21 protein-coding genes and 2 tRNA genes are annotated in these 25,286 nt (G+C 61.0%); 5 read left to right on the top strand and 18 right to left on the bottom strand.

Annotation, left to right across the window (positions count from 1 at the left end):
* Positions 1-67: 67 nt before the first annotated feature.
* A tRNA-Lys gene (locus tag AC1VS5_RS06545) sits at positions 68-140 on the top strand.
* Positions 141-350: 210 nt separating this feature from the next.
* Here the strand turns inward: AC1VS5_RS06545 and AC1VS5_RS06540 are convergent.
* The 7 genes from AC1VS5_RS06540 to AC1VS5_RS06510 form a co-directional block, all read right to left on the bottom strand.
* Positions 351-674: a hypothetical protein gene (locus AC1VS5_RS06540; protein WP_481218109.1), complete on the bottom strand. Its 324-nt coding sequence runs from the start codon at positions 672-674 to the stop codon at positions 351-353.
* Positions 671-988: a type II toxin-antitoxin system RelB/DinJ family antitoxin gene (locus AC1VS5_RS06535; protein ID WP_022349759.1), complete on the bottom strand. Its 318-nt coding sequence runs from the start codon at positions 986-988 to the stop codon at positions 671-673. Before AC1VS5_RS06535 ends, AC1VS5_RS06540 begins: the two co-directional genes overlap by 4 nt.
* Positions 989-1,508: 520 nt before the next feature.
* Positions 1,509-2,789, bottom strand: coding sequence for an aminopeptidase (locus tag AC1VS5_RS06530; protein ID WP_481218108.1), 1,281 nt, complete (start codon positions 2,787-2,789; stop codon positions 1,509-1,511).
* A 100-nt stretch (positions 2,790-2,889) separates the two neighbouring features.
* Positions 2,890-3,543: a hypothetical protein gene (locus AC1VS5_RS06525; protein WP_481218107.1), complete on the bottom strand. Its 654-nt coding sequence runs from the start codon at positions 3,541-3,543 to the stop codon at positions 2,890-2,892.
* Positions 3,544-4,422 (bottom strand): phosphoribosylaminoimidazolesuccinocarboxamide synthase, encoded by an 879-nt coding sequence (locus tag AC1VS5_RS06520; protein WP_481218110.1) that lies wholly within the window; start codon positions 4,420-4,422, stop codon positions 3,544-3,546.
* A gap of 84 nt (positions 4,423-4,506) precedes the next feature.
* The gene (locus AC1VS5_RS06515; protein ID WP_481218106.1) at positions 4,507-6,048 is read right to left on the bottom strand and encodes a sensor histidine kinase; all 1,542 of its coding nucleotides are present in this window, start codon (positions 6,046-6,048) and stop codon (positions 4,507-4,509) included.
* Between the two features lie 21 nt (positions 6,049-6,069).
* A complete protein-coding gene (locus AC1VS5_RS06510; RefSeq protein WP_019127392.1) occupies positions 6,070-6,798 on the bottom strand; it encodes a response regulator transcription factor in 729 nt (242 codons plus the stop codon).
* Between the two features lie 157 nt (positions 6,799-6,955).
* On the opposite strand from AC1VS5_RS06510, the gene AC1VS5_RS06505 reads away from it, so the two are divergent.
* Positions 6,956-7,549, top strand: coding sequence for an N-acetyltransferase family protein (locus tag AC1VS5_RS06505; protein WP_481218105.1), 594 nt, complete (start codon positions 6,956-6,958; stop codon positions 7,547-7,549).
* Between the two features lie 311 nt (positions 7,550-7,860).
* Here AC1VS5_RS06505 and AC1VS5_RS06500 read toward each other — a convergent pair whose 3' ends face one another.
* The 4 genes from AC1VS5_RS06500 to AC1VS5_RS06485 form a co-directional block, all read right to left on the bottom strand.
* Positions 7,861-9,006 (bottom strand): hypothetical protein, encoded by a 1,146-nt coding sequence (locus AC1VS5_RS06500; protein ID WP_230197192.1) that lies wholly within the window; start codon positions 9,004-9,006, stop codon positions 7,861-7,863.
* 173 nt (positions 9,007-9,179) lie between these two features.
* The gene (locus AC1VS5_RS06495) at positions 9,180-9,446 is read right to left on the bottom strand and encodes a TIGR03905 family TSCPD domain-containing protein (protein ID WP_329739176.1); all 267 of its coding nucleotides are present in this window, start codon (positions 9,444-9,446) and stop codon (positions 9,180-9,182) included.
* 306 nt (positions 9,447-9,752) lie between these two features.
* Entirely contained in the window at positions 9,753-11,102 is a 1,350-nt protein-coding gene (purB, locus tag AC1VS5_RS06490) for an adenylosuccinate lyase (RefSeq protein ID WP_481218104.1), read from the bottom strand.
* A gap of 449 nt (positions 11,103-11,551) precedes the next feature.
* Positions 11,552-11,872, bottom strand: coding sequence for a hypothetical protein (locus tag AC1VS5_RS06485; RefSeq protein ID WP_481218103.1), 321 nt, complete (start codon positions 11,870-11,872; stop codon positions 11,552-11,554).
* Positions 11,873-12,203: 331 nt separating this feature from the next.
* Between AC1VS5_RS06485 and AC1VS5_RS06480 the strand changes: the two genes are divergently transcribed.
* Together AC1VS5_RS06480 and AC1VS5_RS06475 are read left to right on the top strand one after the other, a co-directional pair.
* A tRNA-Gly gene (locus AC1VS5_RS06480) sits at positions 12,204-12,278 on the top strand.
* A gap of 378 nt (positions 12,279-12,656) precedes the next feature.
* Positions 12,657-14,012, top strand: a complete 1,356-nt coding sequence (locus AC1VS5_RS06475; protein ID WP_481218102.1) for a putative ABC transporter permease — start codon at positions 12,657-12,659, stop codon at positions 14,010-14,012.
* 122 nt (positions 14,013-14,134) lie between these two features.
* Here AC1VS5_RS06475 and purE read toward each other — a convergent pair whose 3' ends face one another.
* Entirely contained in the window at positions 14,135-14,605 is a 471-nt protein-coding gene (gene purE, locus AC1VS5_RS06470) for a 5-(carboxyamino)imidazole ribonucleotide mutase (protein WP_481218101.1), read from the bottom strand.
* A gap of 271 nt (positions 14,606-14,876) precedes the next feature.
* Here purE and AC1VS5_RS06465 point away from each other — a divergent pair, with 271 nt between their 5' ends.
* Complete coding sequence (locus tag AC1VS5_RS06465) at positions 14,877-15,395, top strand: bifunctional nuclease family protein (RefSeq protein ID WP_481218100.1); 519 nt, start codon at positions 14,877-14,879, stop codon at positions 15,393-15,395.
* 294 nt (positions 15,396-15,689) lie between these two features.
* On the opposite strand, the gene gyrA is transcribed toward AC1VS5_RS06465, so the two are convergent.
* The 6 genes from gyrA to AC1VS5_RS06435 all read right to left on the bottom strand — a co-directional run.
* Positions 15,690-18,431, bottom strand: a complete 2,742-nt coding sequence (gene gyrA, locus AC1VS5_RS06460) for a DNA gyrase subunit A (protein ID WP_417046644.1) — start codon at positions 18,429-18,431, stop codon at positions 15,690-15,692.
* Between the two features lie 190 nt (positions 18,432-18,621).
* Positions 18,622-20,643, bottom strand: coding sequence for a DNA topoisomerase (ATP-hydrolyzing) subunit B (gene gyrB, locus AC1VS5_RS06455; protein WP_481218099.1), 2,022 nt, complete (start codon positions 20,641-20,643; stop codon positions 18,622-18,624).
* A gap of 128 nt (positions 20,644-20,771) precedes the next feature.
* Positions 20,772-21,350, bottom strand: coding sequence for a DciA family protein (locus AC1VS5_RS06450; protein WP_481218098.1), 579 nt, complete (start codon positions 21,348-21,350; stop codon positions 20,772-20,774).
* Positions 21,334-22,467, bottom strand: coding sequence for a DNA replication/repair protein RecF (gene recF, locus AC1VS5_RS06445; protein WP_481218097.1), 1,134 nt, complete (start codon positions 22,465-22,467; stop codon positions 21,334-21,336). Before recF ends, AC1VS5_RS06450 begins: the two co-directional genes overlap by 17 nt.
* A 22-nt stretch (positions 22,468-22,489) precedes the next feature.
* Positions 22,490-23,599 (bottom strand): DNA polymerase III subunit beta, encoded by a 1,110-nt coding sequence (gene dnaN, locus AC1VS5_RS06440; RefSeq protein ID WP_417057594.1) that lies wholly within the window; start codon positions 23,597-23,599, stop codon positions 22,490-22,492.
* A 302-nt stretch (positions 23,600-23,901) separates the two neighbouring features.
* On the bottom strand, positions 23,902-25,286 hold a 1,385-nt coding region (locus AC1VS5_RS06435; RefSeq protein WP_481218096.1), incomplete at its 5' end, for a DnaA ATPase domain-containing protein.

Below are 25,286 nucleotides of genomic sequence, written 5' to 3'. Positions count from 1 at the left end.
ATCCTACGACGAAGAACATAACGGCCACCGTGCGAGATCCGTCCAACGTGCTACAATAGCTCCACACGGGCCGTTAGCTCAGCTGGCAGAGCAGGGGACTTTTAATCCCAAGGTCTAGGGTTCGAACCCCTAACGGCCCACCCGCGCTTGCCAACGCCTCCGTTCATGGAGGCGTTTTTAGTTTAATCCCCTTATTTGCCACGCCTCATCTTTGGGCGCGCTTTGGACGAACGCGGCCATTTCCGGGCAATATCTCACCGCTTTTAGCTACACATATGGCGAGCTGTCGCCCGAATACATCTGCAGCGTCCAAAAAAGCGCCCGAAACCCACGCGGCGCTCGCTCGCCTGCTATAAGGACGGAAGCGACTCGTGGTCGAAAACGCCGACCATGCGAATCACCCTGCGCTGCTCGCGCTTGAGGTAGACAACGAGCACGTCATCGTCAAAGACGTGAAACTTGTAATGCAGTCCATCATTGAACGGAGACTTCTCGAGCATATGCTGTGCCCAACCGCTCTCGTCAACGTATCCATGTTGAGCAAGCTCAGCGATACACGCCTTTATGATGCGGATGATCTCAGCAAACTGCTCGCGCGTATATTTGGGGCGGAGCGGTGTGAGCGTATTCCAGAAGTCGCGCCCCGCTCGGACTTCATATGCCGAGCCTCTCATTGCCCAACCTCTTCGGCTGTGATGCCCCAAGTATCCAGAAGATCGTCAGGGACCCTAGCTGGGTCGTCTTGTGCGTCGTCTGGAATGATCCCATACTCCTTCGCCTCCTCCCGCACCATGGCTCTGCGCACTTCATCGGAGTACGCCCGGCCGCCCTTGCCGAGAAAGAGGCCATCAAAGGGACTCACACCGGTGTTCGCCACCTGCGTGACCATAACCCGCACCGCCATCGCCGAAGTAAGCCCGCTCCGAGCAAAAACCTCATCGGCGCGCTTCTTAACATCATCATCGATGGTTGTCTGAAGAAGTGCCATGCGACCACCTCCGTGAAATATGGGATTCACTTGTAATTCCATATTACCCAAATCGTCGAGCAATACCCACTCTTCATGGACCTCCACTGCAGCTCTCACGCTGTCGAAACGGTGGCCCTACGTTCATAGGACACAACCTCGAAAGAGATTGAGCGCGTTAAAAATCTATCGGCGCTCTCGTGTAATGCGCCCCATCTTCGGGCGAATTCTGGACGCATGCGACGTCTTCGGGCGGGATTCGGACATATTCGAGGCCCATTCTGGCGAAATGTCGCCCGAAGTCGATTGCAGCGTCCGAATCACGCCCGGAGATCGGAGGTGTCCAAATCCCGCCCGATAACGCCCTTGGAGCTCAGATGTCGCCCGAACCGTTCACAGCGCATGAATCTCGCCCAGAAGCGACGGGCACTCAGAGACAACCGTCATCGCGCATGCAGTTCAGGCAGGGCAACTTAGACAGAGCAACTCAAACAGGGCAGCTCAAGCAAACCGCGCCGTTACCGCTCCGTTACCGAAGATGCTACTCCCAGCTCCACTGGCCGTTAACGAACACCGGCACCTCGCTGCCATCAGGCATGATGCCCGTGATATTGAGGTCGTCCGCACCGATCATGAAGTCCACGTGAGTGGTCGAGGCGTTCACCCCGCACGCGCGCAACTCATCGGGCGTCATCTCGTAACCACCGGCGTAGCACTCGGGGAATCCCACGCCCAGCGCCAAGTGGCAGCTCGCGTTTTCGTCGTAGAGCGTGTCGTAGAACAGCGTCTCGCTCTCGCGTATGGGCGTGTTCTTCGAAATGAGCGCAACCTCGCCCAGGCGGCGGGCGCCCTCGTCGGTGTCGAGGATGCTCTGCAACACGTCGGCGCCAATCCGCGCACCGCAATCGACCACGCGGCCACCCTCAAAACGCAGCCAGAAGTCATCCACCTTGTTGCCTGCATGGATAAGCGGAAGCGCAGAGTACACAATGCCGTCGGCATGCTCGCGATGCGGAGAGGTAAAGACCTCCTCGGTAGGGATGTTGGGGAAGAACGGGTGCCCGTCCGGCGTCTCGCTGCGCCCTCCCGCCCAGATATGGCGGTCGGTAAGCCCAACGGTAAGATTTGTGCCATTCGCAGACTCATAGCGCAGCGCCGAGAAATGGTGCTCGTTCAAAAACCGCAGGTTCTTCTCGAACGTCGCGTCGTGCAGCTCCCACGCGCTCTCTGGATCTTCCCCATCCGCGCGCGAAACCGAGAGAATGGCGCACCATAGCTTATAGACGGCCACCTCTTCCGGCACATCGGGAAACACGTGACGTGCCCACGACGCAACCGGAGCGCCCGCGATGCACCACGGATTAATATTGAAGTCCAGCCCCCGGCGGAAGCGCTGGCACTGCGTGTTGCGCGTACGGCTCGCGGCAGTCGGCTTCGCCGGATCGATGCCCTTAAGCGCCTCGGGGTCGGAGCCCTCTACGAACACGAAGCATGCACCGGCCTCGGCGAGCGTCTCGTACTGGGTCCGCTGCCACTCCGGCATCTGCTCGAAATACGAAAGCTCATTGTTCTCATAGGTGAGCCGCGTCACCGCGTCGTCGCTCCACACCACCGTGACGTGCCCGGCACCAGCCTCGTAAGCGCACCTCACCAGCGTGCGCGCGAACTCAGCCGTCTCGACCGGAGACATGATCACCAGTTCCTGCCCCGGCTTAACATGAACGCCCTTGCGAACGATAAGGCTTGCGTACCGCTCGATCTGCGGCGCCAAGGAACGCATGCCGGCCTTGGCATCCTCAACCGTGAGCGCTGCTTTGATCATGATCGTTACTCCGTTTCTCTGGGCAAAGCAACAGCCAGACCAAAACGCACCACTTGGAAGGGACGCTCGGCCTGGCTGCTATGAGATAAACAATATCAAATTAGCGGCGGGAACGATGGTTCTTCTTAGGCCCGCGCTTCTTCTGAACGGGCTCCTCAGTCGGCTTGTCGTCCTCAGCCTTCTTGGAGTCCTTCTTATCCTTGGTGTCGGCATCCTCAAGAATCTCGAGCACCCTGCGGTCGGTCATGCCCGCCACCTGCGCCTTATAGAAGTTGCGGATGGGGCGAATCTTCACCATGTCGAAGATGAAGGCGCCGATCACAAAGCCGTAGGCAAGAACGAGGCCTACGATCTGCAGCACTCCGGTCACGTTCTCGGGAAGCGAGCTAAGCACACCCATGAGCAGGAACCACACCAGGAAGATAGCAACCACGCCGATAGCCATGAGCACCCAGAAGATGCGGCGCTTGGAGCGGTACTCCGCATCGTTCTTCATGAGGATGTTGGCCGCGGAGTACATGCGGTCTTCCTTGATGCGCAGCTCTTGCTTGCGCGCCTTTTTCTCCTCTTTGGAAAGGCCCTCGAGCGACTCTCCCTGCTCGGCCTCGCGGCGACGAGCTTTCGCGCTCGCGGGCACGACGCGTACCGAGCTCGCCGCAGCGCGCGCGGGCTTCGCCGAGGCCGCCGACTTACGGGACGCGCCCGCGTACTCGCGGTTCTGCACACGCTTGTTGTTAGCGCTCCTGATACTCACTTATGCGTTTCCCTTCATGCTTTCGAATGCGGTACCCGTGATGATCTGATACGCCTCGCGATAGCGCGCAGACGTGCCGTCGATCACCTCGGCGGGCAGATGGGGCACCTCGCCCGTCATATCCCAATGGGCGCGCAGCCAATCGCGCACGTACTGCTTGTCGTAGCTCGGCTGAACCTTGCCCTCCTCATAGGAGTCTGCCGGCCAGAAACGGCTCGAATCGGGCGTGAGGCACTCGTCGATGAGCGTAACCTTGCCGTCGATGACACCGAACTCGAACTTCGTATCGGCGATGATGATGCCGCGCGTGGCAGCATACTCGGAGGCGGCGGTGTAGATCTTCAGCGACAGATCGCGAATCTGCTCGGCAATCTCGGCGCCCACGATCTCTACCGTGCGGTCGAACGAGATGTTCTCGTCATGGTCGCCGATGGCAGCCTTGGTGGACGGGGTGAAGATGGGCTCAGGGAGCTTGGATGCCTCGGTGAGGCCGTCGGGCAGCTTGATGCCGCACACGGTGCCGTCCTCGTCGTAGGTCTTCTTGCCCGAGCCGGTGAGGTAACCGCGCACGATGCACTCGACGGGGATGGTCTCCGCGCGGCGCACCAGCATGGCCCGGCCAGCTAGGTAGTCGCGATACTCGGCAAACTCCTCCGGGAAATCCGCGGGATCGATCGACACCAGATGGTTTGGAACGATATCGGCGAATTTCTCAAACCAGAAGGCCGAGATGCGGTTGAGCACCTCGCCCTTGAAGGGAATCTCGTCCGGCAGGATGTAGTCGAAAGCCGAGATGCGGTCGGTTGCGACCATAAGCAGGTTGTCTCCAGCCTGATAGATATCGCGAACCTTGCCGCGGGAATCCGGACGGCGCTCCATGTTGGCCACGTGAGTCATCTCCTCAAAGACGATTGCGTTGCATTGCCTGCGCCACGATGCCCCAGCACATGGGCACGGCGCAGCCTAGTGTTCTATTGTAGAGGATGAAGGTTCTGCCGTGTGCTCACGGGGCAGATGAATCGTAAACGTCGTACCTTTTCCAAGTTCAGATTCGACCGAGATGTAGCCGTGGTGGCGCTCGACGATCTGCTTTGTGACCGAAAGGCCAACGCCCAGGCCGCCCGCCTCGCGAGCGCGGCTCGCATCGGCCCGCCAGAAGCGGCCGAAGATGCGCGAAAGGTCCTCTTTCGCGATGCCGATGCCGGTATCGGACACGATGATCTGCACGTTGCGACGAGAGGTGCGCACCGAGACCACGACCCAGCCGCCCTCGGGCGTGTAGCGCATGGCGTTGCTCATGAGGTTGACCACCGCCTGCGTGACCATATCGGGATCGGCCTCGATGCCCGAGGGGCGGCCCTGCGTGTCGTCCGAGAAGCGGAGGCGCAGGTCGTGGTCGTTGAAGAGCTGCTGCTGGCTGTCGACGATGCGGCGCACGAAGCGCACCGTGTCGATCTGCTCGAGCTTGAGCGGCGCCGTGCGGTTCTCCATGCGCGAGAGGTCGAGCATCTGCTGCACGAGGCGGGAGAGGCGGCGGGTCTCGGAGGCGACCGTCTCCAGGTGCTCGTCGTCGGCGGGAAGCACGCCGTCCTGCATGGCCTCGACCGTAGTGAGCATGGCCATAAGCGGCGTGCGCAGCTCGTGCGCAACATCCGAGGTGATGCGGCGCTCGTGCTTGAGGTCCTTCTCGAGCGAGGTCGCCATCTCGTCGAAGGTCTCGCCAAGGCGGTCGATCTCGTCATCGCCCTTGAGGCCGGTACGTGCCGAAAGATCGCCGTCACGGATCTGCTTCGCCGTGCCGGTAATACGACGGAGCGGGTTGGTGAGCATGCGCGACACGAGGATGCCGATGATCACCGAGATGGCCACCGCGATGATCGAGGCGAGGAACATCGCGTTGAAGGTGCGGTCGCGAAACGCCGTGTCCGCCTTGCTGAGCAGCGCGTCCGAACCGAACACCCACAGGCGCACCTGCCCAACCACCGTGCCATCGGTAAGCGTGATGTCGCGGGTAACCGAAGCGGCCGCGTCGGTCGGGGCGCTCGAGATAAGGCTATGGGAACTTGGCTCGCTGCTACCCTGAGCTGAGCCGACCATCGCCGCAGCCGGCCAGGAATCGTCGTAGATGATCGTGCCCTCGGCATCGACCACCTGCAACCCGATATCGTCGCTCGAGAGCGTTGAATCGGCAACCGACGCCAGGTACGACGTGCTCCACTTCCCATTCAGCTCGTACTCTTGGGCGAGGCGCTGCGCCGTGCTCTGCGCGATATCCGTCATGTTCGCGCGCGTGTAATCCGAGAACACGCCGCTCCACACCACGGCGACCACACCAACGAGCACCAGCACGGTCATGACGGAGGTGAGCGCGAACGAGGAAGCCATGCGCGTGGCATAGCTCATGCCCGAGCGCGTATCGGAACGAGGCGTGTTCCAGCTCGCGCGGGAACTCGCCTCGTCTTGCTGCTTATGCTTTTGTCCGATTTCGACGCGAGCGGGGAACATGGCGCTAAACAGCCGCAGAAGCTACTTGGCTTCGGCCTTGTTGTCAGCGGGCTGCTGCGGCGCCTCGAAGCGGTATCCCACACCATGCACGGTGTAGAGCCACTTGGGGTGCTTGGGGTCGTCTCCCAGCTTGGCGCGAAGATTCTTCACATGGGAATCGATGGTGCGCTCATAGCCCTCGAAATCGTAGCCGAGCACCTTCTCCACGAGCTCCATGCGGTTGTACACGCGGCCAGGATGGCGCGCGAGGGTGGTAAGCAGCTTGAACTCAGAAGCGGTGAGGTCAACCTCCTTGCCCTCGACAAGAATCTTATGACCGGAGATATCGATGACGAGATCGCCAAAATCGAGCACCTCAACCTGCGGTTCATCTGTTAGATGCGTGCGGCGGAACAGCGCGCGGACGCGGGCGACGAGCTCGCGGGGGCTGAACGGCTTGATGAGGTAGTCGTCGGCACCGAGCTCGAGACCGATGATGCGGTCCTCAACCTCGCCCTTCGCGGTAAGCATGATGATCGGCACATCCGACGTGTCGCGGATGGCGCGGCAAACGCGCTCGCCCGAGAGCTTGGGAAGCATGAGGTCGAGCACGATGAGGTCGAACTGATGCTTCTCGAACTCCTCGACCGCAGACTGCCCGTCGCCAACGCCGACGACCCAGTAGCCCTCGCGCTCCAGGTAAGCCGCGACGGCATCGCGAATAGCCTTCTCATCCTCAACGAGCAGGATCCTTCTTGCATCCGAAGCCATATCGAGGCTCCCTTCTCAATCTGTAAAGAACCATCACATTGTATCGCACGCAGCGATACACTGGGCAACGGGAACGTTCGCCGGGCGATTCGCACCGGCCGGCGGAGCTCCATTGATTGATTATTACCCGACCAGCCGTTTTCTATCCGGAGGGCACATGTCTTACCGAATTCGCACCGCCACGCCCGCTGATGCAGCCGCGCTCCTTGCCATCTACGCACCGTACGTGACCGATACGTCCGTGAGCTTCGAGCTCGAGGTGCCCACGGTCGAGGAGTTCGGTCAACGCATCCAGGTGACGCTCGATCGAGCTGCCTATCTCGTGGCAGAGGACTCAGATAGCGGCGCTGTTGCTGGCTACGCTTACAACGGATCATTCCGCTCGCGCCCTGCATACGACTGGGCGTCCGAGATTTCAATCTATCTAGCCCCCGAGCATCAGGGGCACGGGCTCGGCTCGGCGCTGCTCGATGCCCTCGAAGAACTCATGCGTCTTCAGGGCATTCGCATGAGCGAAGCGTGCATCACGTCTTCAAATACCGGGTCGATCGCTTTTCATGAGCGGCACGGTTATCGCGTGTGCGGCGAGCATACCGCCTGTGGGTTCAAGCTGGGGCAATGGCTTTCCGTCACCTGGATGGAAAAGCAGCTGCTGCCGCTCGATGCCGCACCCGAGCCCCCGCATGGCTTGAGCGCCGCGGAGATTGAACCCGTGCTTGCAGCCGCGAACGCTCGCCTGAGCGCAAAGTGACGCTTCGTTATCGGGCGGGATGCGGACACTGCAGCGTTCTCGGGCAACATTCGGACATCCACCGCGTTCTCGGGCGTGTTTGGTACGCTCAAGGCGCTGAATGCGTCCAATTGTCGCCCGACAATCAATCGAGCGTCCAGATGTCGTCCGAGAACGAGGTGAACGTCCGAATCCCGCCCGAGAACATCACGGGTGTCCGATTGTTGCCCGAGAACACGGGAGGAAGATGCAGAGCTCACCCCGATGCAGAGCGCAACCTCGCTACTGAGCCCGCCTCGACGCAACGCGCCAAAACGGATCGTCACATTCGATTAGATTGAAAACACGCGGGCGGTAACGCTCGCCGGCACACCGGTGTCATCACGCACCGTGGCGAAGGTTAGGAACTGGGAGCTCGCTCCCTCTGTCGCTGGGAAATCGCCGTAATCAATCGAGCGGTCAGGCGAGGTCAATACCGCATAGCTCTGCGCCTCGGTATCGATCACGAAGTGCGATGCCTGGGATTTCACCAGATATCGAGACCCGTTGCCCGCGACCTGAGCCAAAGGTTCGCGGCGCAGGTAGAGATAGGGACCGCCCTCTTTTCCTATGAACGTCCCCATATTTCCCAAGCTCCCCACCCCCGAGTAGCTCGCCTCGATCGAGAAGACGAACTGGTCGTTCATGTAGGTCGCATCGAACGGCGATACCGTCCGGGGCAAAACGAGCTGATCGATCTGGTCATACGAACTCGACGTGATGTCTACCGCGGTCATGCCATAGTACACGCCGCTTCCCTCGCGCACGCGCGGCGCAATGGTAAGCACCGACCCCGAGACGCGGGGAGTCGTGGCGAAACGGCCGTGCGATTCGTAAATCTCCTGACCCTCGCTTGACCCCACGGTCCAGATATAGCAATGCGAGTACTCCGTTGTTCGATTACCGCTTGCAAGCGGCATCTTCTGCCAGATGACGCTCGAATTCCACACGGTAAAGCGCGGCGGTTCCCAATCGCTATCGCCTGAGTCCAGCTGAACAGGGCTGCCGTAGAGCGCGCCGTTGGAGAGGCCCTGGCCAAGCAGAACCCACGAGCCATCGGTGTAGTTTATCTCGATCCACGCGTACACCTGGTCCGAGCAGCGCACGTCGAAGAAGCTGTAAGACGCTCCCAAACTTGCGACATCTAATAGTGTGGTGAGGTTGCCGCTCGACAGGCTGAGCACGCCAACCGTATTGACGCTCGTCGCCGACTCCGGCGTGAGCATCGCCGCGGCCCAGGTATTGCCACCGTTGTGGAAAAGCATGGTTCCCAAGGGGAGAGACCACGTCGACGACGCGCTCAAGCTGTTGCTTACGTTTTCGTAGTCGCCGTCCAGCACCGCGACAATCTGCGAGCTATCGGTTACAACCTGCGGTTCCCCGTCTTCTTGCTGGGAATCTCCGCCCGATGAACAAGAGGAGAGCGCGATAGCCGCCATGCCCGCTCCCGCAGCAGCAACGGTTCCCTGCACGAAGCGTCGGCGAGTAACCCCTCCCTGCGGGCGGCCTTCCCCCGCGCCACTGCGACCGCGTGCGCCCCGCGCCCGATCAAACAAGTTATCCAACGTACGGAACATGCAACTCTCCAGCTCGTCGTCCTGTTTTGCTGCGATTACGCACGAGCCTCGGCCTGGGCGGCATCGAGGGCGCAGCAGAGCTGGTCGGCACACGAGGTCTTACGCGGACCGCACGTGTTGCCGCGAAGGATCTGCGTCACGTGCTCGACCGGCTGGCCCGCAACGAGCTTCGAGATTGCCTTGAGGTTTCCGTTGCAACCTCCGGTGAACTCGATCTGCTCGATCGTCTCGCCTGCATCGTCGAGCTCTACGTGAATGTTCTTGGAGCACACGCCCCGCGGCGTGAAGTCAATCGCGACCATGCGACCCTCTTTCCATCTCATAGCAGCCGTACTCGCCGGCAGCGTAGAATTCCCCGCATCGATTATCCCCGCGATGCATTAGATAAATCTTGGGGATGTCGTTGCACCATATCATCAATTTCGACCCGGTATTTTACGGGGAACGCAGGCATCTGAGAGATCTGTACCCGCACTACCTGCGCAAACGTCTTAACATAGCGCTCGCCTACCCAGGCTCATCCATAAACACCGGGTCGAAATTGCACAAAGAATTGCACAAAGTACCCCACGAAAGCGCGAAAGCCCCCGAAATGGGGGCATTTGGCACTATGCGCTGAAGTCAAGCTCCTCAAGCCGGTCGAAAACGCGGTCAATGCGCGTGAGGAAGTCCCACGGGTCGAAGATCTCATCCAGCTTCTCGGACGGCACCGTGCAGCGCGGGTCGGCCTCGAGCTTCTCGCGGAAGGTGGTGCCGGCCTGGCACTGCTGCACCTCGCGCCACGTAGCCATGGCGTTCTCCTGCACGATGGCGTAGGCCTCCTCGCGCGTGATACCGGTGTCCACGAGCGCCAACAGCACCTTCGAGGAGAAGATGAGGCCGCGGGTCTTGTAGAGGTTGGCCTTCATCTGCTCAGGGTACAGGATAAGGCCGTCCACGATGCGGATGAGGCACTGGAACATGTGGTCCAACGCGATGAAGCTGTCAGCCTGCGCCACGCGCTCGGCAGAGCTGTGGCTGATGTCGCGCTCGTGCCAGAGCGCCACGTTATCGAAGGCCACCTGCGCGTTGGCCTTCACCACGCGCGAGAGGCCGCAGACCTTCTCCAGCGTGATGGGGTTACGCTTGTGCGGCATGGCAGAACTGCCCTTCTGCCCCTTCTTGAACGGCTCCTCGGCCTCGAGGGTGTCGGTCTTCTGGAGGTTGCGGATCTCTGTGGCGATGCGCTCGCAGGTAGCGGCGGTGGTGGCGAGGACACCCGCCAGGTAGGCGTGGTGGTCGCGGCTGATGACCTGCGTGGACAGCGGGTCGTGCACAAGGCCCAGGTGCTCGCAGACGTACTCCTCCACGAAGGGGTCGATGGAGCTGTAGGTGCCAACCGCGCCGGAGATGGCGCCGAAGGCCACGTTCGCGCGGGCGTCGATAAGGCGGTCCAGGTCGCGACGAAGCTCCCAGGCCCAGCTGCCGAACTTCATGCCGAAGGTCATGGGCTCAGCGTGGATGCCGTGGGTGCGGCCCACGCAAAGGGTGTTGCGCTCCTCGAAGGCGCGGCGCTTACAGATTTCGCCGAGCTTACGACAGTCATCGATGAGGATGTCGGTCGCCTGGACGAGCTGGTAGCAGAGCGCGGTGTCGCCCAGGTCAGAGCTGGTCATACCGTAGTGCACCCAGCGGCTGGGCTTGGGCTCGCCCTCGGGAATGTCCTTGTCGATGTACTCGCCCATGTTGGTGAGGAAGGCGATGACGTCATGGTTGGTGACGGCCTCGATGGCGTCGACCTCCTCCTTGCTGAAGGAAGCGTGCTCGCGGATGTAGGCGGCCTCATCCTTGGTGATGCCGATCTTGCCCATCTCGGCGTGAGCCTCGCAGGCGAGCACCTCGATCTCCTGCCAGATGGCGTACTTGTTCTCGAGCGAGAAGATGTGGCCCATCTCCGGGCGGGTATAACGGTCGATCATGCGAGCTCCTTCGATTGGGCTGCTGGCAGGTTATGCCGCAGCGATGCGCTGCAGCCAGATACACCTATTGTACGGGTTCGCGCGGCAGGGCGGCTCGCAGGGCGCCTCAGTTCAAATGACGGGCACGATTTTGCGCGGAACGGGCACTCACGAGCCTTGGAAATCAAAAACTTTCGGTTTTACACGGTTATATCGCGATGCACCGAGTAGCCAGAATTATCCGCGCAACAAAACCGCAGTTAACAAGCGCACCGTAGTTCGGTCTACTCGGCATGCTGCGATATAACCGTGTAAAACCGAAAGTTTTGTTAGGCAAGCTCTTTTCCGGGAGTGGGAAAGCGGGTTCCGGACCACAAATCCCGTGCAACATGTCCCGCTATCCCGCAGGCGTCCCCACTCCACATGTGTGCAAGGCAGCGTCAGTTAGCATCAGTTGATATTAATTCGCGTTACGACGCAAACGCGGGATTTGCCTCGCGGATGAGATGGGGAAACCGCTCTTTGAGTAGGGTGAATGCCGTTTGCACTTCCTCGGGAATGTCAACATGCGCAATGTAGCCGGCACCATGCGGGCCGTAGCCCGCGGCGTCGTCGGTCAGACGCGGGATCTCGCCCATGAGCAGGCTCACATAGCGCTCCATGTCCCACATGCCCCAGGGTTCGTGCTCAAAGGAAAGACCAAGCGGGGAAGTTAGGGGCTCCGCCGGTACGACCGCCGCCCGATACGTCGCAAAGTTGACGACCCTGAGCTCGGGCGCATGTAGCCTCATGCTGGCACCAATCAGCATCGCCCGGAACGGAGGCGCTCAACCTGTTCGCTCATACAATCTTTGAGTATTTGTCTTAGCCCCAGGCGAGGGACACCACTCCCCGAACAGAGACAGGGGAACCGCGCGCTGCCTGCACCCGGCCAAGCTATCAGCCTCGACTTGTTGGCGTCACGCCAAAATGAGAGCTGGGATCGCGAACACGGCTTTTTTCAATCTGCCAAAGCGAATACGAGCGGATTTCATGCTGATTGGGGAGAGTCGCTGATAGCGTTCTTGCTCGCGTAATTGACGCGGGTTATACTACTCCGTACGCCGTTCGCGGCAGACATACGCGGGCATCGCCAAGTGGTAAGGCATCAGCTTCCCAAGCTGACACTCGCGGGTTCGAGTCCCGTTGCCCGCTCCATGAATGAAAGGGGTCCCAGCAATGGGGCCCTTCTTTGTTTGGGCATGCTACACGGACTCGAACCGAGAGGTCGCGAGACTGAGGAAATGCATGAGCATTTCCCAGCGAGCGTGCGAGGGTGCAAGGCGCCCGAAGCTGCGGATTCGCGAAGCGAATACGCGAGTCCCGTTGCCCGCTCCAGAAACGTACAGGTCTCCAGCAATGGAGGCTTTTTCTGTCTGAGCACACCACGCAGAACACCTTCAACCGTCGGTTTAATCACGATACAGCGAAACATCGCAGGTATCCGTGCATGCCAACCCGGTTCAAGGTATCATTGCCCCATTAGGGCCATTTCGATTTCCTCTTTTCTACACCCCACTTCACATGAGGAGAACCATGAATTCATCGCAGGCGACCGGGCGCGCATCCGAGCTGCCCGACTACGGCCTTCCCGGCAACGACCTCAACCCCAACACCCCCACACCCGATCAGCAGAAAAAAGTCCCGTTCGTTATCAAAGTCTACGGGCTGCTCTGCATGATCGACGGCATCGTCACCCTTCCCGTAGTCGCCATCTTCCTTGGCATGATCGCCTGGGCCCTCGGCGCCAACCCCGAGGCAATTTCAATCGGCACGGACCCAACGCTTCCCGTCATCATCGTCGCGCTGAGCATCGTGGTCACGGTTGTCAACTCGGTGGGCCTCATCGTGTTCGGCCGTTCCCTCCTCAAGAATCGCCGCCGTCACGCCGGGCGCTGGTCGTATCTGCTGCTTGCAACCACCTTCGTGCAGTTGCTCTTCAACGTGATGCTGTCCGGCATTGGAACCAATCTCATCTCGGGCATCATCCAGTTCTTCATTCTGCTCGCACTCTCCATCACGATCGACCCGTCGCTTCGAGAAGAGCGCATGCTCCAGCGCCGTCTGCGCGACCTCACAGATCAAGAAGCGGCCGAAGAGGGCATGCTCGGGCGCGACCTCGAAGGCAAGGGCTACATTCAGCTCAACTTCTTCAATTTGTTCTGGGTCTTCATGGTGTGCTGCGTCCTCGGACTCATCATTGAGGTCATCTATCACATGGTCGTGGTTGATCCCGGTGTATATCAAGACCGCGCGGGGCTCCTCTTCGGGCCCTTCTCACCCATATATGGCTGCGGGGCCGTGCTGCTCACCATTGCGCTCAACCGCTTCTACAAGGCAAACCCCATCATCATCTTCATTGTGTCCGCCATCATCGGCGGCGTGTTCGAGGCGTTCGTAAGCTGGTTTATGCAGACGGCCTTCGGCGCCGTTGCCTGGGACTACACCGGAATGACGCTCTTCGGCATCCCCGACCCCATCGCCATCGTATTTCAGGGGCGCACCAGCACCCCGTTCATGTGCATGTGGGGCGCGCTTGGCTTCGTATGGATCAAGCTCTGCTTGCCGTGGCTCCTGAAGCTCATCAACATGATTCCATGGAAGCTGCGCTACTCACTCACCACCGTGTGCGCGGTGCTCATGCTCGTCAACGCCGTCATGACGCTTCAGGCGCTCGACTGCTGGTTCGAACGCGTCTCGGGCACCTCTGCCAGCACGCCCGTGGAAGAGTTTTATGCAGAGCACTTCGATAATGCCTATATGGCTAATCGCTTCCAGAGCATGACCATCCACCCCGAAGATACGAGCCGTGTGGACGACACCGCCTTTGCAGATGCCATGGCGCCCGAGTCCGACACGGGCACGGCGGGGAGCGCAGCCGCGGCGAGATGAATCATTACCACCCAAAGCGCCGCCGCGGGAAGCACGGGCGGCGCTTTGGGTGCATAGCCATACTCGTTTGCTATGTAGAAGAAACGTTGCCGGGCGGGCTTGCGCGACACCTCGGCGCGGCGTTACGCCTCGGCCATCTCCTGCTTCATCTTGGCAATGACATCGCGGTACTCGGGCATGGTGGCACCGAGAATCTGCGTGGCGTAGATGGCGGCGTTCTTGGCACCGTTGATGGCGACGCACGCAACCGGAACACCAGAAGGCATCTGCACCATGGAGAGCAGGGAATCGAGCCCGCCGAGGTCGCTCGTCTTCATGGGGACGCCAATCACGGGAAGCGGCGTGAAGGCGGCAACCACGCCGCCCAGGTGCGCGGCCTTGCCCGCAGCAGCGATGATAACCTTGAGCCCGCGCTCATGGGCAGTTCCCGCCCACTCATGCACCTTATCGGGGTTGCGGTGCGCGCTCGCGATTACCAGCTCGTACGGAACGCCAAGCTCCTCGAGTTCCTTCGTGCACCCCTCCATGGTAGGAAGGTCCGACTTCGACCCCATGATGATGCCGACAAGCGGCGCCTTCTCCTGATCTGCCATGCTTTCTCCTCAATATCCGTTAACGCGGCCTAGCGGCCAAATGCTACGTAGCCAGTATAGCCCGATAGATGAAATAACGGCGCGCATCCTGACGCGGTTCTGTACATACGAGACGTTTTGGGTACTATTACTATCCAGTTTTGGGTAGGTATCCCAAGCGAATACGGGTACACCGTTGGCAGCTTCCCAACACCATTGCCAACCCGGATGTCCCGAGCAACGCAGGTGCGCAGAAACGCCAGCCTGCAATCGGCAGCAAGGAGGTGCCATAATGATTCGCGTAGACATCGAGACCATCATCATGGCCTCCGGCCCGGTTCCATCGGTCATCGTTCTGCGTGAGCGCGGAAACGGCGAGAGCGCCGACGCACCGTCGCGCTCGCTTTCCATACAGACGGGGTCCGTCGAGGCGGCGGCAATCAGCCGCGGAATCGACAACTCCCAGAACAACGGTCGCCCCATCACGCACGACCTGTTCATCGAGACGCTTCGTCAACTTAACGTGAAGCTTGAGCGGGTTGAAATCAACCGCGTTGATGCGCCCGTCTTCTTCGCCCGGCTCGTGCTTGTGCGCGAAGGTGCGGACGAGCAGATCGAAGAGCTTGCCATCGACGCGCGGCCCAGCGATGCGCTCGCTCTCGCTGTGCGTTCGAACGCGCCCGTCTTCGTTGAGGACGATGTCATGAACCGCGCCGGCACTATCTCGTATCGCACGGCTCAACAAAACGGCGAGGATGAGTTCAAGCAGTTCGATCAGTTCGTGCAGACGCTCTCACCGGATGATTTCTAGATTGCGCGCAGCGCGTCGAGGCGGCTGGGCGCGCTCGTTCCAGTTTTGGGAACATCTATTCTGCGATACCGTGCGCACTACGCACCCCGTGAGGTAAAACCGCAGGATACGTTCATCTTGGAACGCCAAGCGCGGCTGTCTAGGACCATCTCCCAAATAGAAGCTCCCAAAAGTGGACCGAACGTTGGAGCTTCGCGCATGAATACACAAACGGCCGGGGGCGCGCTCGATCCCGGCCGTTTTTTCACGAGATAATCGATGCGATGAGGCAGCCACTCGCTTGCGTTGAGGCGGCTACTCGTCCATCAGATCCTCGAGCGCCTCGTCCGCCGCACCGATGTCGACCCGCTCATCGCCGCCATCGATTGCCCCCAGGTCGAGCGACATCTGGCCCTCGGCCACGCCCGTCGCTTTGGGCTTCTTCTTGGCGCTCGTCATGCGGGCCACGGCGGTCACGCGGTCGCCGTCTGCCACCGACATCATCTTCACGCCCTGGGTCGCGCGGCCGGTCTGCGAGATCTCGCTCGTCTTGACGCGAATGACCGTAGCGCCCTCGGTGATGATGAAGAGCTCGTGCTGCGGGCCCACCGTCTTCATGGCAGCGAGGTTACCCTTGCGCGCCGTCATCTGGATGGTATACACGCCCTGGCCACCGCGGTTCTGGCACGGATAGTCGGCAACCGGCGTGCGCTTGCCGAAGCCGCGCTCGGTGATCACGAAAAGATCGCCCTTGCCATTGGTGATCTCCATGCCAAGCACCTCGGCGCCATCCTTCATGGTGATGCCGCGCACACCCGAGGTGTCGCGACCGGTGGCGCGCACCTGCTCCTCCTCGAACATGATGGCCTTGCCGGCAGTCGTGGCCATGATGATCTTGTCGCCCTCGCGCACGCGGCGCACGTCGAGCAGGTCGTCGCCAGCCTTCAGGTTGATGGCGATGATGCCGTCGCGGCGGCTGCGGTTGTAAGCACTCATCACGGTCTTCTTGACCATGCCCTGCTTGGTGGCGAAGAGCAGGAATTCGTTCTCGGGGAACTCGCGGCAGCTGATCACGCTCGCAATCTTCTCGCCTTCCTCGAAGGGCAGGAGGTTCACGATCGCGGTTCCGCGGGCTTGGCGCGTGCCGATGGGCAGCTCATGCACCTTAAGACGGTACACCTTGCCTCGATTCGAGAAGAACAGCACGTACTCGTGCGTGCTCGCGATGAACATCTCGGCGATGACGTCGTCCTCTTTGAGGTTCACGCCCGAAACGCCCTTGCCGCCGCGCTTCTGAGAGCGGTAGGTGGCAACCGGGATGCGCTTCACGTACCCGGTGTGCGTGATGGTCACGACCATGTCCTCGTCGGCGATGAGGTCCTCGACATCGAGGTCCTTCTCGGCCGCGGCGATCTCGGTGCGACGCTTGTCGGCGTACTTCTTCTCGATCTCGCGCATCTCTTCCTTAATGACGCCGAGGATCTTCTCCTCGTGCGCCAGAAGGTCCTCGTAATAGGCGATGGCGCGGCGGAGCCCCGCGAGCTCTTCCTCGATTTTATCGCGCTCGAGACCGGTCAGGCGGCGAAGCTTCATCTCCAGGATGGCGTTCGTCTGTTCCTGCGTGAATCCGAAGCGATCGATGAGGCGCGCGCTGGCCTCGGCATCGGTCTGCGAGGAGCGGATGATTTGGATGACCTCGTCGATGTGGTCGAGCGCGAGGAGATAGCCCTCGAGGATGTGCGCGCGGGCCTGGGCCTTCTTGAGGTCGTAGCGCGTGCGGCGGGTCACCACGTCGACCTGATGGTCGATGTAGCAGCGCAGGATCTCGGGGAGCGAGAGGCACTTGGGAACGCCGTCCACGAGGGCGAGGTTGTTTACGCCGAAGGTGGTCTGCAGCGAGGTGAACTTGTACAGGTTGTTGAGCACGACCTGCGGGATGACGCCCTTCTTGAGCTCGATGACGAGGCGGATACCCTTGCTCGTGGATTCATCGCGCATGTCGGAGATGCCCTCGATGCGCTTCTCGTTCACGAGCTGAGCGATCTTCTCCTGCAGCGTGCCCTTGTTCACCTGGTAGGGAATCTCGGTGAACACGAGGCGGTTACGGCCGGTCTTGGTGGACTCCACATGCGCCTTCGCGCGCACGGTGATGGAGCCGCGCCCGGTCTCGTAAGCCTGGCGAATTCCGTCGGACCCCATGATAACCGCCCCCGTAGGGAAATCGGGGCCGGGCATGACCTGCATGAGCTCGTCGACCGTCGCGTCGGGATGGTCGATGTAGTAGCAGGTCGCCTCGATCGCCTCGCCGAGGTTGTGCGGCGGGATGTTCGTTGCCATGCCGACCGCGATGCCCGAGGAGCCGTTAACGAGCAAGTTGGGGAAGCGCGCGGGGAGCACCTGGGGCTCGGCGAGCGATTCGTCGTAGTTGGGCTGCCAGTCAACCGTGTCCTTCTGGAGGTCACGGAGGAGCTCCATGGCAGGACGAGCCAGGCGGCTCTCGGTATAACGCATGGCCGCAGCGGAGTCACCGTCGATGTTGCCGAAGTTGCCATGGCCGTCGATCAGCGGGGTGCGCATGGAGAACCACTGAGCGAGGCGGACCATCGTGTCGTAGACTGCGGAATCGCCGTGCGGATGGTACTTACCGATAACCTCGCCGACCGTCCAGGCCGACTTCTTGTGCGGACGGTTGGGGTAGATGCCGCTCTCGTTCATGGCGTAGAGGATGCGGCGGTGAACGGGCTTCAGGCCGTCGCGCACGTCGGGCAGGGCGCGGGCGGTGATGACCGACATCGAGTATTCGATGAAGCTCTGACGCATCTCGTGGCCGAACTCGCTGATCTGCAGCGAACCGCCGTTGATGTCTTCGCCGGCGTCTTCACCGCGGTCGATGTCGCCAAAGCTCTCCTCGAGCTCGCCCTCGTCCTCTTCTTCCTCGTCGCCCTCGTCCTCGACGTAGACGTCGGTGCCCTCGTCGTCGCTTTCGGCGCGGGCGAGCAGGCGCCTCAGATCCTCGGGCAACCCCTCAGATTCCGGCGTCTCCGGCGTGTTGTTCATATCGTCTGCCACGTACTACCTCCTGGTTTCGTCGTGGTCGTCCAGTCTGACTATGGGGACGAGTACGTCATCAGGCCACGTTGCTTGGCATCAATCGATGACTCAAAATGGACCCGTCCCATAATGACCCATTCAGGTCCGCTCGGTTTCCCAAGGATGGTTCAAAATGGACCCGTCCCAAAATGACCCATTAGGCGTCGAGGAAGCGGGCGTCGTGCGCGTGCTTCTCGATGTACTCCCGGCGGAACTCAACCTGGTTGCCCATGAGCTCGCGCACAGCGCGGTCGGCAGCCACGGCGTCGTCGATGGTAACCCGCTGCAAGATGCGCGTCTTGGGGTCCATGGTCGTCGAGGCGAGCTGCTTGGGATCCATCTCACCCAAACCCTTGTAGCGCTGAACGGTGTAGCCGCGGCGCTTCTTGGTGACCTTGCCACTCGCGTCGTCGCCATCATCGTCGGGGTTGAGCCCCAGGCTCTTGATGGTGTCGCGCAGGATCTCTTCCTCCGGCTGACGGCCGTTGGGATACACGTAGTGAATCTTGTTGCGCACCTTCACGCCAAAGATGGGCGGGCACGCCACATAGACGTATCCGGCATCGATGAGCGGGCGCATGTACTTGTAGAAGAACGTAAGCAAAAGAATGCGGATATGGGCGCCGTCCACGTCGGCATCGGTCATGATGATGATCTTGTGGTAGCGCGCCTTCGTGATGTCGAAGTCGCCGCCATCGCCCAAGCTCGTGGTCACGCCGGTGCCGATCGCCGTGATGAGCGACTGGATGGTATCGCTCGAGAACGCACGGTGGTCGCCCACGCGCTCCACGTTCAAGATCTTGCCGCGAAGCGGCAGGATCGCCTGGATATCGCGGCGGCGGCCGTCCTTCGCGGACCCGCCTGCGGAGTCGCCCTCTACGATGAAGAGCTCGGTCATCTCGGCATCGCGCACCGAGCAGTCCGCGAGCTTGCCGGGAAGCGATGCGCTTTCGAGCAGGCTCTTGCGGCGCGTGGCCTCGCGGGCCTTACGGGCGGCGTTGCGCGCCTTCGACGCCTGCTGCGCCTTCTTCACGATCTCGCGGGCGGCCTTGGGGTGCTCCTCAAGGTAGTCGGTAAGGCCGTCGGTTACGACCTTGAGCACGAGCGCGCGCATGAACGAGCTGCCGAGCTTGGCCTTGGTCTGGCCCTCGAACTGCGGGTCCGCAAGCTTGACGGAAATGACCGCGGCAAGGCCTTCGCGCACGTCATCGCCGGTGAGCTTATCGGTATCTTTCTTCAGCATGTTCTGCCTCTTCGCGTAATCATTGATCACGCGGGTGAGCGCGGTGCGGAAGCCCTCAAGGTGCATGCCGCCCTCGGGGGTGTAGATGTCGTTCGCGAAGCTCATGACCGTTTCGGAATACGAGGTGTTCCACTGCAGGGCGACCTCGACCTCGCCGGTGCGGTCGACCGGAGCGTCCGGCTCGCTCTTGCCCGTCAGGTAGATGGGGCGCTTGAGTCCGTCGGGGATCTCGCGCCCTTCGTTCAGGAACTTCACGAAGTCGACGATGCCGCCCTCGTAGCAGAACTCATCAACGCGCGGCATGAGCTCGCGCTCGTCCTTGAGCACGATCTTCAGGTTCTTGTTCAGAAACGCCGTCTCCTGCAGGCGGTTGCGCAGCGTCTCGTAGTCGAAGACCGTGGTCTCGAAGATCTCGTCATCCGGCCAGAACGTCGTCGTGGTACCGGTGCTCTTAGCGGTTCCCACTTCCTTCATCTTCATCGTGGTCTTGCCGCGGCTGAACTGCATCTCGTAGATCTTGCCGCCGCGCTTGACCTGCACGACCATCTTCTTGGAGAGGGCGTTTACCACCGAGACGCCCACGCCGTGGAGGCCGCCCGAAACCTTATAGGCGGAGTTGTCGAACTTACCGCCCGCGTGGAGGATCGTCATGACGACTTCCAGCGTGGGGATCTTCTTCACGGGGTGCTTGTCCACGGGGATGCCGCGGCCGTTGTCCACAACGGTAACGGAGTTATCGGCATGCACAGTCACCTCGATCTTGGTGCAGAAGCCCGCCATGGCCTCGTCGACCGAGTTGTCGACGATCTCCCATACGAGATGGTGCAGGCCGCTGGCACTCGTTGAACCGATGTACATGCCGGGGCGCTTGCGAACGGCTTCGAGACCTTCGAGAATCTTAATCTCGCTACCGTCGTACTGTTCCTTTTTTGCCACGTATTCTCCCTTTCGACCACATCGATTGCGTGTGAGATCGCAAAGTTCAGTTAGCCTATCTATGATAGCCGAATACGCGCGCTGTCTTTACGGCGTGTGAGTACCTCTACAAGGCCACCAGATTGGATTTACGCCTTGTTTTTCAAGTCGGTACCCTTTTTCCACTCCATACTCGCCTTCATGGCCTTTTTGAGCGATTTACGCAAACGATCGTCGGCGATGGGCGCCACCGCAGCGTCGATGGCCCCCTCCTCCTCCGCGCTCAAAGGGGCGGTGCTGGGCGGGGTCGATGCCGCCTTCTTCTCCCCGCGCGGGCGCTCGACGCCGGAGCGCTTGAACCCCGGTTTCGTGGTGCGGAAGACGAATCCATCGAGCCTCGCCCCTTCGCGCTCCATGCGCGCGCGGATGATCTCGCGGAGCATCGTCATCTCTTGTGTCCACACGGCATCGTCGAGGTAGACGAGAAGCTTGTTTTGATCGGACAGATACCTGAGGCCGGTCACGTGCTCCCCTTCGCGCGTGCCGCCGCACACCGCGTTCCACGCGCGGTAGACGCCGCGGGCCGCCTCTGCCTTGCGCATACGCTCGAGCTGCTCGGGCGTGGCACGGGAGACGATGTCCTGCCGGACCTGGCCCATGATCGAAGAGACGGCAACAGTCGACCGCTCGCGCTCGAAGCCTCCGTCGGTTCTACCTGCTGCCCCCATCGACCTTCACCACCTTCGCCCGCTCAAGCGCCGAATCATCAAAGTAGCCGAGGTTGGTGGTCGTAATCACCGTCTGCACGCCACCGCCCACGAGCCCCAGAAACGCTTGTCGGCGCGTCTCGTCGAGCTCGCTCATCACATCGTCGAGCAGAAGCAGAGGAGGCCTGCCGAGAATCTCGCGCGTCACCTCGACCTCGGCGATCTTCCATGCGAGCACGAGGCTTCGCTGCTGCCCCTGCGATGCGAAGGTCCTGGCATCCCGACCGTCTATCGTGAACGCGACCTCATCGCGATGGGGCCCCACCAATGTGATGCCGCGCCGCAGCTCCTCGCCGGCGCGCTCGTCGAGGGCCGCCGCAATCCGCGCCCGCACCGCCTCGATGCGGTCGGCGCGCGAGGATGCATCGGCGGCGGCCGGTAGCGTGATGGCGTCGGAGGCGCCCCAGGAGGGAACATATGAAACGTCCGCAGCCTCGCCACCCGAGAGCCCGGTATACACATCGATGAGGTGTTCGCGAATACGGCTCAGCAGCGCGAGGCGGTGCACCGTAAGCGCCGCGCCCGTGGATGCGATGGAGTCGTTCCAGGCGTCCAGAAGGTCACGCGTGCAGAACGGCTCCTTGAGCAGTGAGTTGCGCTGCTCGACGGTACGCTCGTAGGTGCTCGCCAGCTGGGCGTAGCTCTCGTTAAGCTGGATGCCGAAGCCGTCGAGCGCCTCGCGCCGCAATCGGGCGCCGCGCTTCACCAGGTCTAGGTCGTCGGGACAGAAGAGCACTGAGGGGACGACGCCGCGCACACCAGCCGCACGGCACCGCTTGCCGTTGCGCATGAACGACCGCTTGCCGTCTTCGACCACGCACCCCATATCGATCACGCGTCCCTCACCCTCGAGCGTGAGCTTCATCGAGCAGCGCGGGCCGCCCGCGCGGACGAGCTCACGGGGTGACGGCTTCCTAAACGACCGCCCCGACGTAAGCAGCTGCAACGCCTCGACAAGGTTGGTCTTGCCCACGGCGTTGTGCCCCACGAGCACCGTGACGCCACGGGCAAGATCGAGCTCGAACGAGGGGAAGCTGCGGTATTCGGTAACCGAGAGCGTGCGCGCGTATATGGACATGACGGCGGCTGAGAGGTCTTCGCTATTCGCTCAAGCGAATCGGCATGGCGAGGTAGAGGTAATTGACCTTGCCATACGTTTTGAAAACGGCGGGGCGCCCGTAATCTTGAATCTCGAGGGTGAGGTCCTTGTCGTGGCCCGCCATATTGAAGAAGTCGGCGATGTAGTGGCACGAGAAGCCCGTGCAACCGCTCTTGCCTTCAGCCTCGATATCCAACGTCTCGCTCGCATAGCCCTGATCGCTCGAGATAAGCGTGAGCTTGAGCACGCCCGCCTCGGTGTCGATATCAAAACGCAGCGTGGGGTTACCCGAACCGATAGCCGAGACGCGCTTCACCGCCGCGGCGAAGGAGGCGTTATCGAGCTTCGCCGTCATCGCGCACGCCGAGGGGATGAGCATGCGATAGCTGGGGAACGACTCTTTCATGCGGCGCGTCACGTAGCACGTATTCCCCGCCTCGAAGACCACCTGGGCATCCGTTACGCCCACCATGATGGTCGGTGCATCGCCCATGACGGAGAGAGCGTCGTTGAGAGACTCGGAGGGCACGATCGCCTCGAAGCTTCCCTCCAGGTTCGAGGTCTCCACCTGGGTATCGCATACAGCCAGACGGTATGAGTCCGTCGCAACCAGGCGGATCGTGTTGTTCTCCACGGTCATCAGAACGCCCGTGAGAACTCCGCGGCTGCGGTCCTTCGACGCCACGCGCCACACGCGCGACACCATCTCGGAAAGCACGCTCACCGGCAGGTCGACGCACGACTCGATAGCATAGGCAGGGAACTCGGGGAAGTCGCGGGGGTCGAGCATGTTCAGGCGGAACGAGCTCTTGGCGCATGAGATAACCGCCTGGCGCTCAACGACCTCGAAGCTCACCGGAGCGTCGGGCAGCGCCTTCGTGATGTTCGAGAAGAGCTTGCAGGGAACGACCGCCTCGCCCGGCTCATCCACGCGCGCGGTGATGCGGTGCTTGATGGAGATCTCGGTATTTGTCGTATGGAGTTCCAGAACGCCGTCATAGGCTTTGATGAGTACGCCGTTCAGAATGGGTAGGGTGGTTGCGCCACCCGCGCCCTTGAGTACGACGGAGAGGGCATCGGCGAGGGAGTCTTGACTCACGGTGAACTTCATGGCGCGCCTTTCTTTTATATATAGATATATATCTAAAACCAACTATTACAATTAGACCGTTGAAGATGTGGAAAGCTTGGATACGGGCAGGTTGGACGCGTTGTTTTATTGAACATCGACCTGTTGGCAAGCACCCTTATTTTCCACAGCGCCGAGGCACCTCTTTGATTCTCCACCACTGCCCCCGTGTTTTCAACAGGCTTTCGAGCGCCTCTCAACATGTTTTCAACTCCCCGGTTGGCAGTGGTTGCACCCGTGGGCGGACCCTCGTCGCCGCAGCGGGTTCCCAAACTCTTTCAGCGCTACGACTTGAGGATGATCTTGTTCCTCATGGCCTGCAGATCTTCGCAGAGGCTTCGGTCTTCCTTGAGCTTCTTCTCGACCACCTTGATGGAGCTGAGCACGGTGGAGTGATTTCTTCCGCCGAATTCCGCGCCGACCATGGGTGTCGTCATTTCACACATGTCCATGGCAAGATAGATGGCCACATGCCGTGCGAACACGATGTTCGCCATGCGCCGCGGGCCGATCAGCTCCTCGTGGCTCACATGGTAGAACTCCTCGACCACCGACTGGACGGTATCGATGTGGATCTTCTTGTGCGCCGTATCGAAGTACTCGTTGGCGATCCGGTCTATCTCCTCGCCGGTGAGTTCTCGGCCGCTCTGCTCGCACTCGTACGATGCGCCCGCGCAGCGCTCGCAGAAGCTCTCAAGTTCGCGAATGTTGGTGCCGGAGACTTCTGCCATATGGCGGAGTTGCTCGTCGGTGAGCTTCCCACCGCCGGAACGGAGAGTGTCGAGCAGCGACCCCGTGCCGTCGAGTGCCACGGCCGCCGCTTCGGCCTCGGCGTCTGGCAGCACCGTGTTCTCGTAGTACCGCTTCAGAATCATGTACTTCATCTCGAAGCCTGGTTCCGATACGAGGCAGAGCATGCCGGCGTTGAAGCGGCTCGTGAGGCGCTCATCCATGCCGAGGTTCTTCGGCGCGCGGTCCGACGCGATGGCGATCTTCTTGTTGTTGCGGATGAACTCGTCCATGAGCGAGAAAAAGTTCTCGATGCTCTGCGTCTTGCCGATGATGTTCTGGATGTCGTCGATGATGAGCACGTCGGCGTCGTGGTATTCGCGCAGGATGATGCCCGCGCGGTTCTTCGAGATGGCGAGCTCGCTGATGTAGTCCTCGACATATGTTTGGGAGTTCGCGTACTTCACGCGCAGGTGCGGGCTGTGCTCGTTGAGATAATTCTTGATCGCGAGCAGCAGGTGCGTCTTGCCGAGGCCGCTTTTACCGTAGATGAAGAGCGACGTGCAGGTGCCGGGCTCGTCGGCCATGGCGGCGAAGCGCACGGCGGACTGATAGGCGTGTTTGTTCTCATCGCCGTACACGAAGTTCTCGAACGTGAATTTCGAGTGCACGTGCACCGACTGCTGTTCTTGTTCGGGGGAATCCGGTGTGTGTTCCTCCCTCTTCTTGGCAACTTCGGCCGGTTTCTGCTCGCTTGCATGGACGGCTGAAGTGAGCTGGCGGAACGCATCGGGGGAGAGAACGTTCGTGACCTTTACCTTCCCCGACCCACCTTCGGCGGGGGTGCCGAGCGAAAGGCGATGTGCTTCGTGTGCCTCCGAGGTTACGACCTCGTCGCCGTGCGAGGGCGCGCCCGTGAACGTGGCGGCATCGCCTGAGG

This window comes from Enorma sp. (assembly GCF_982429025.1).
Note: the sequence above shows the minus strand (reverse complement) of the source record. Positions and strands in the feature narration are given on the sequence as shown.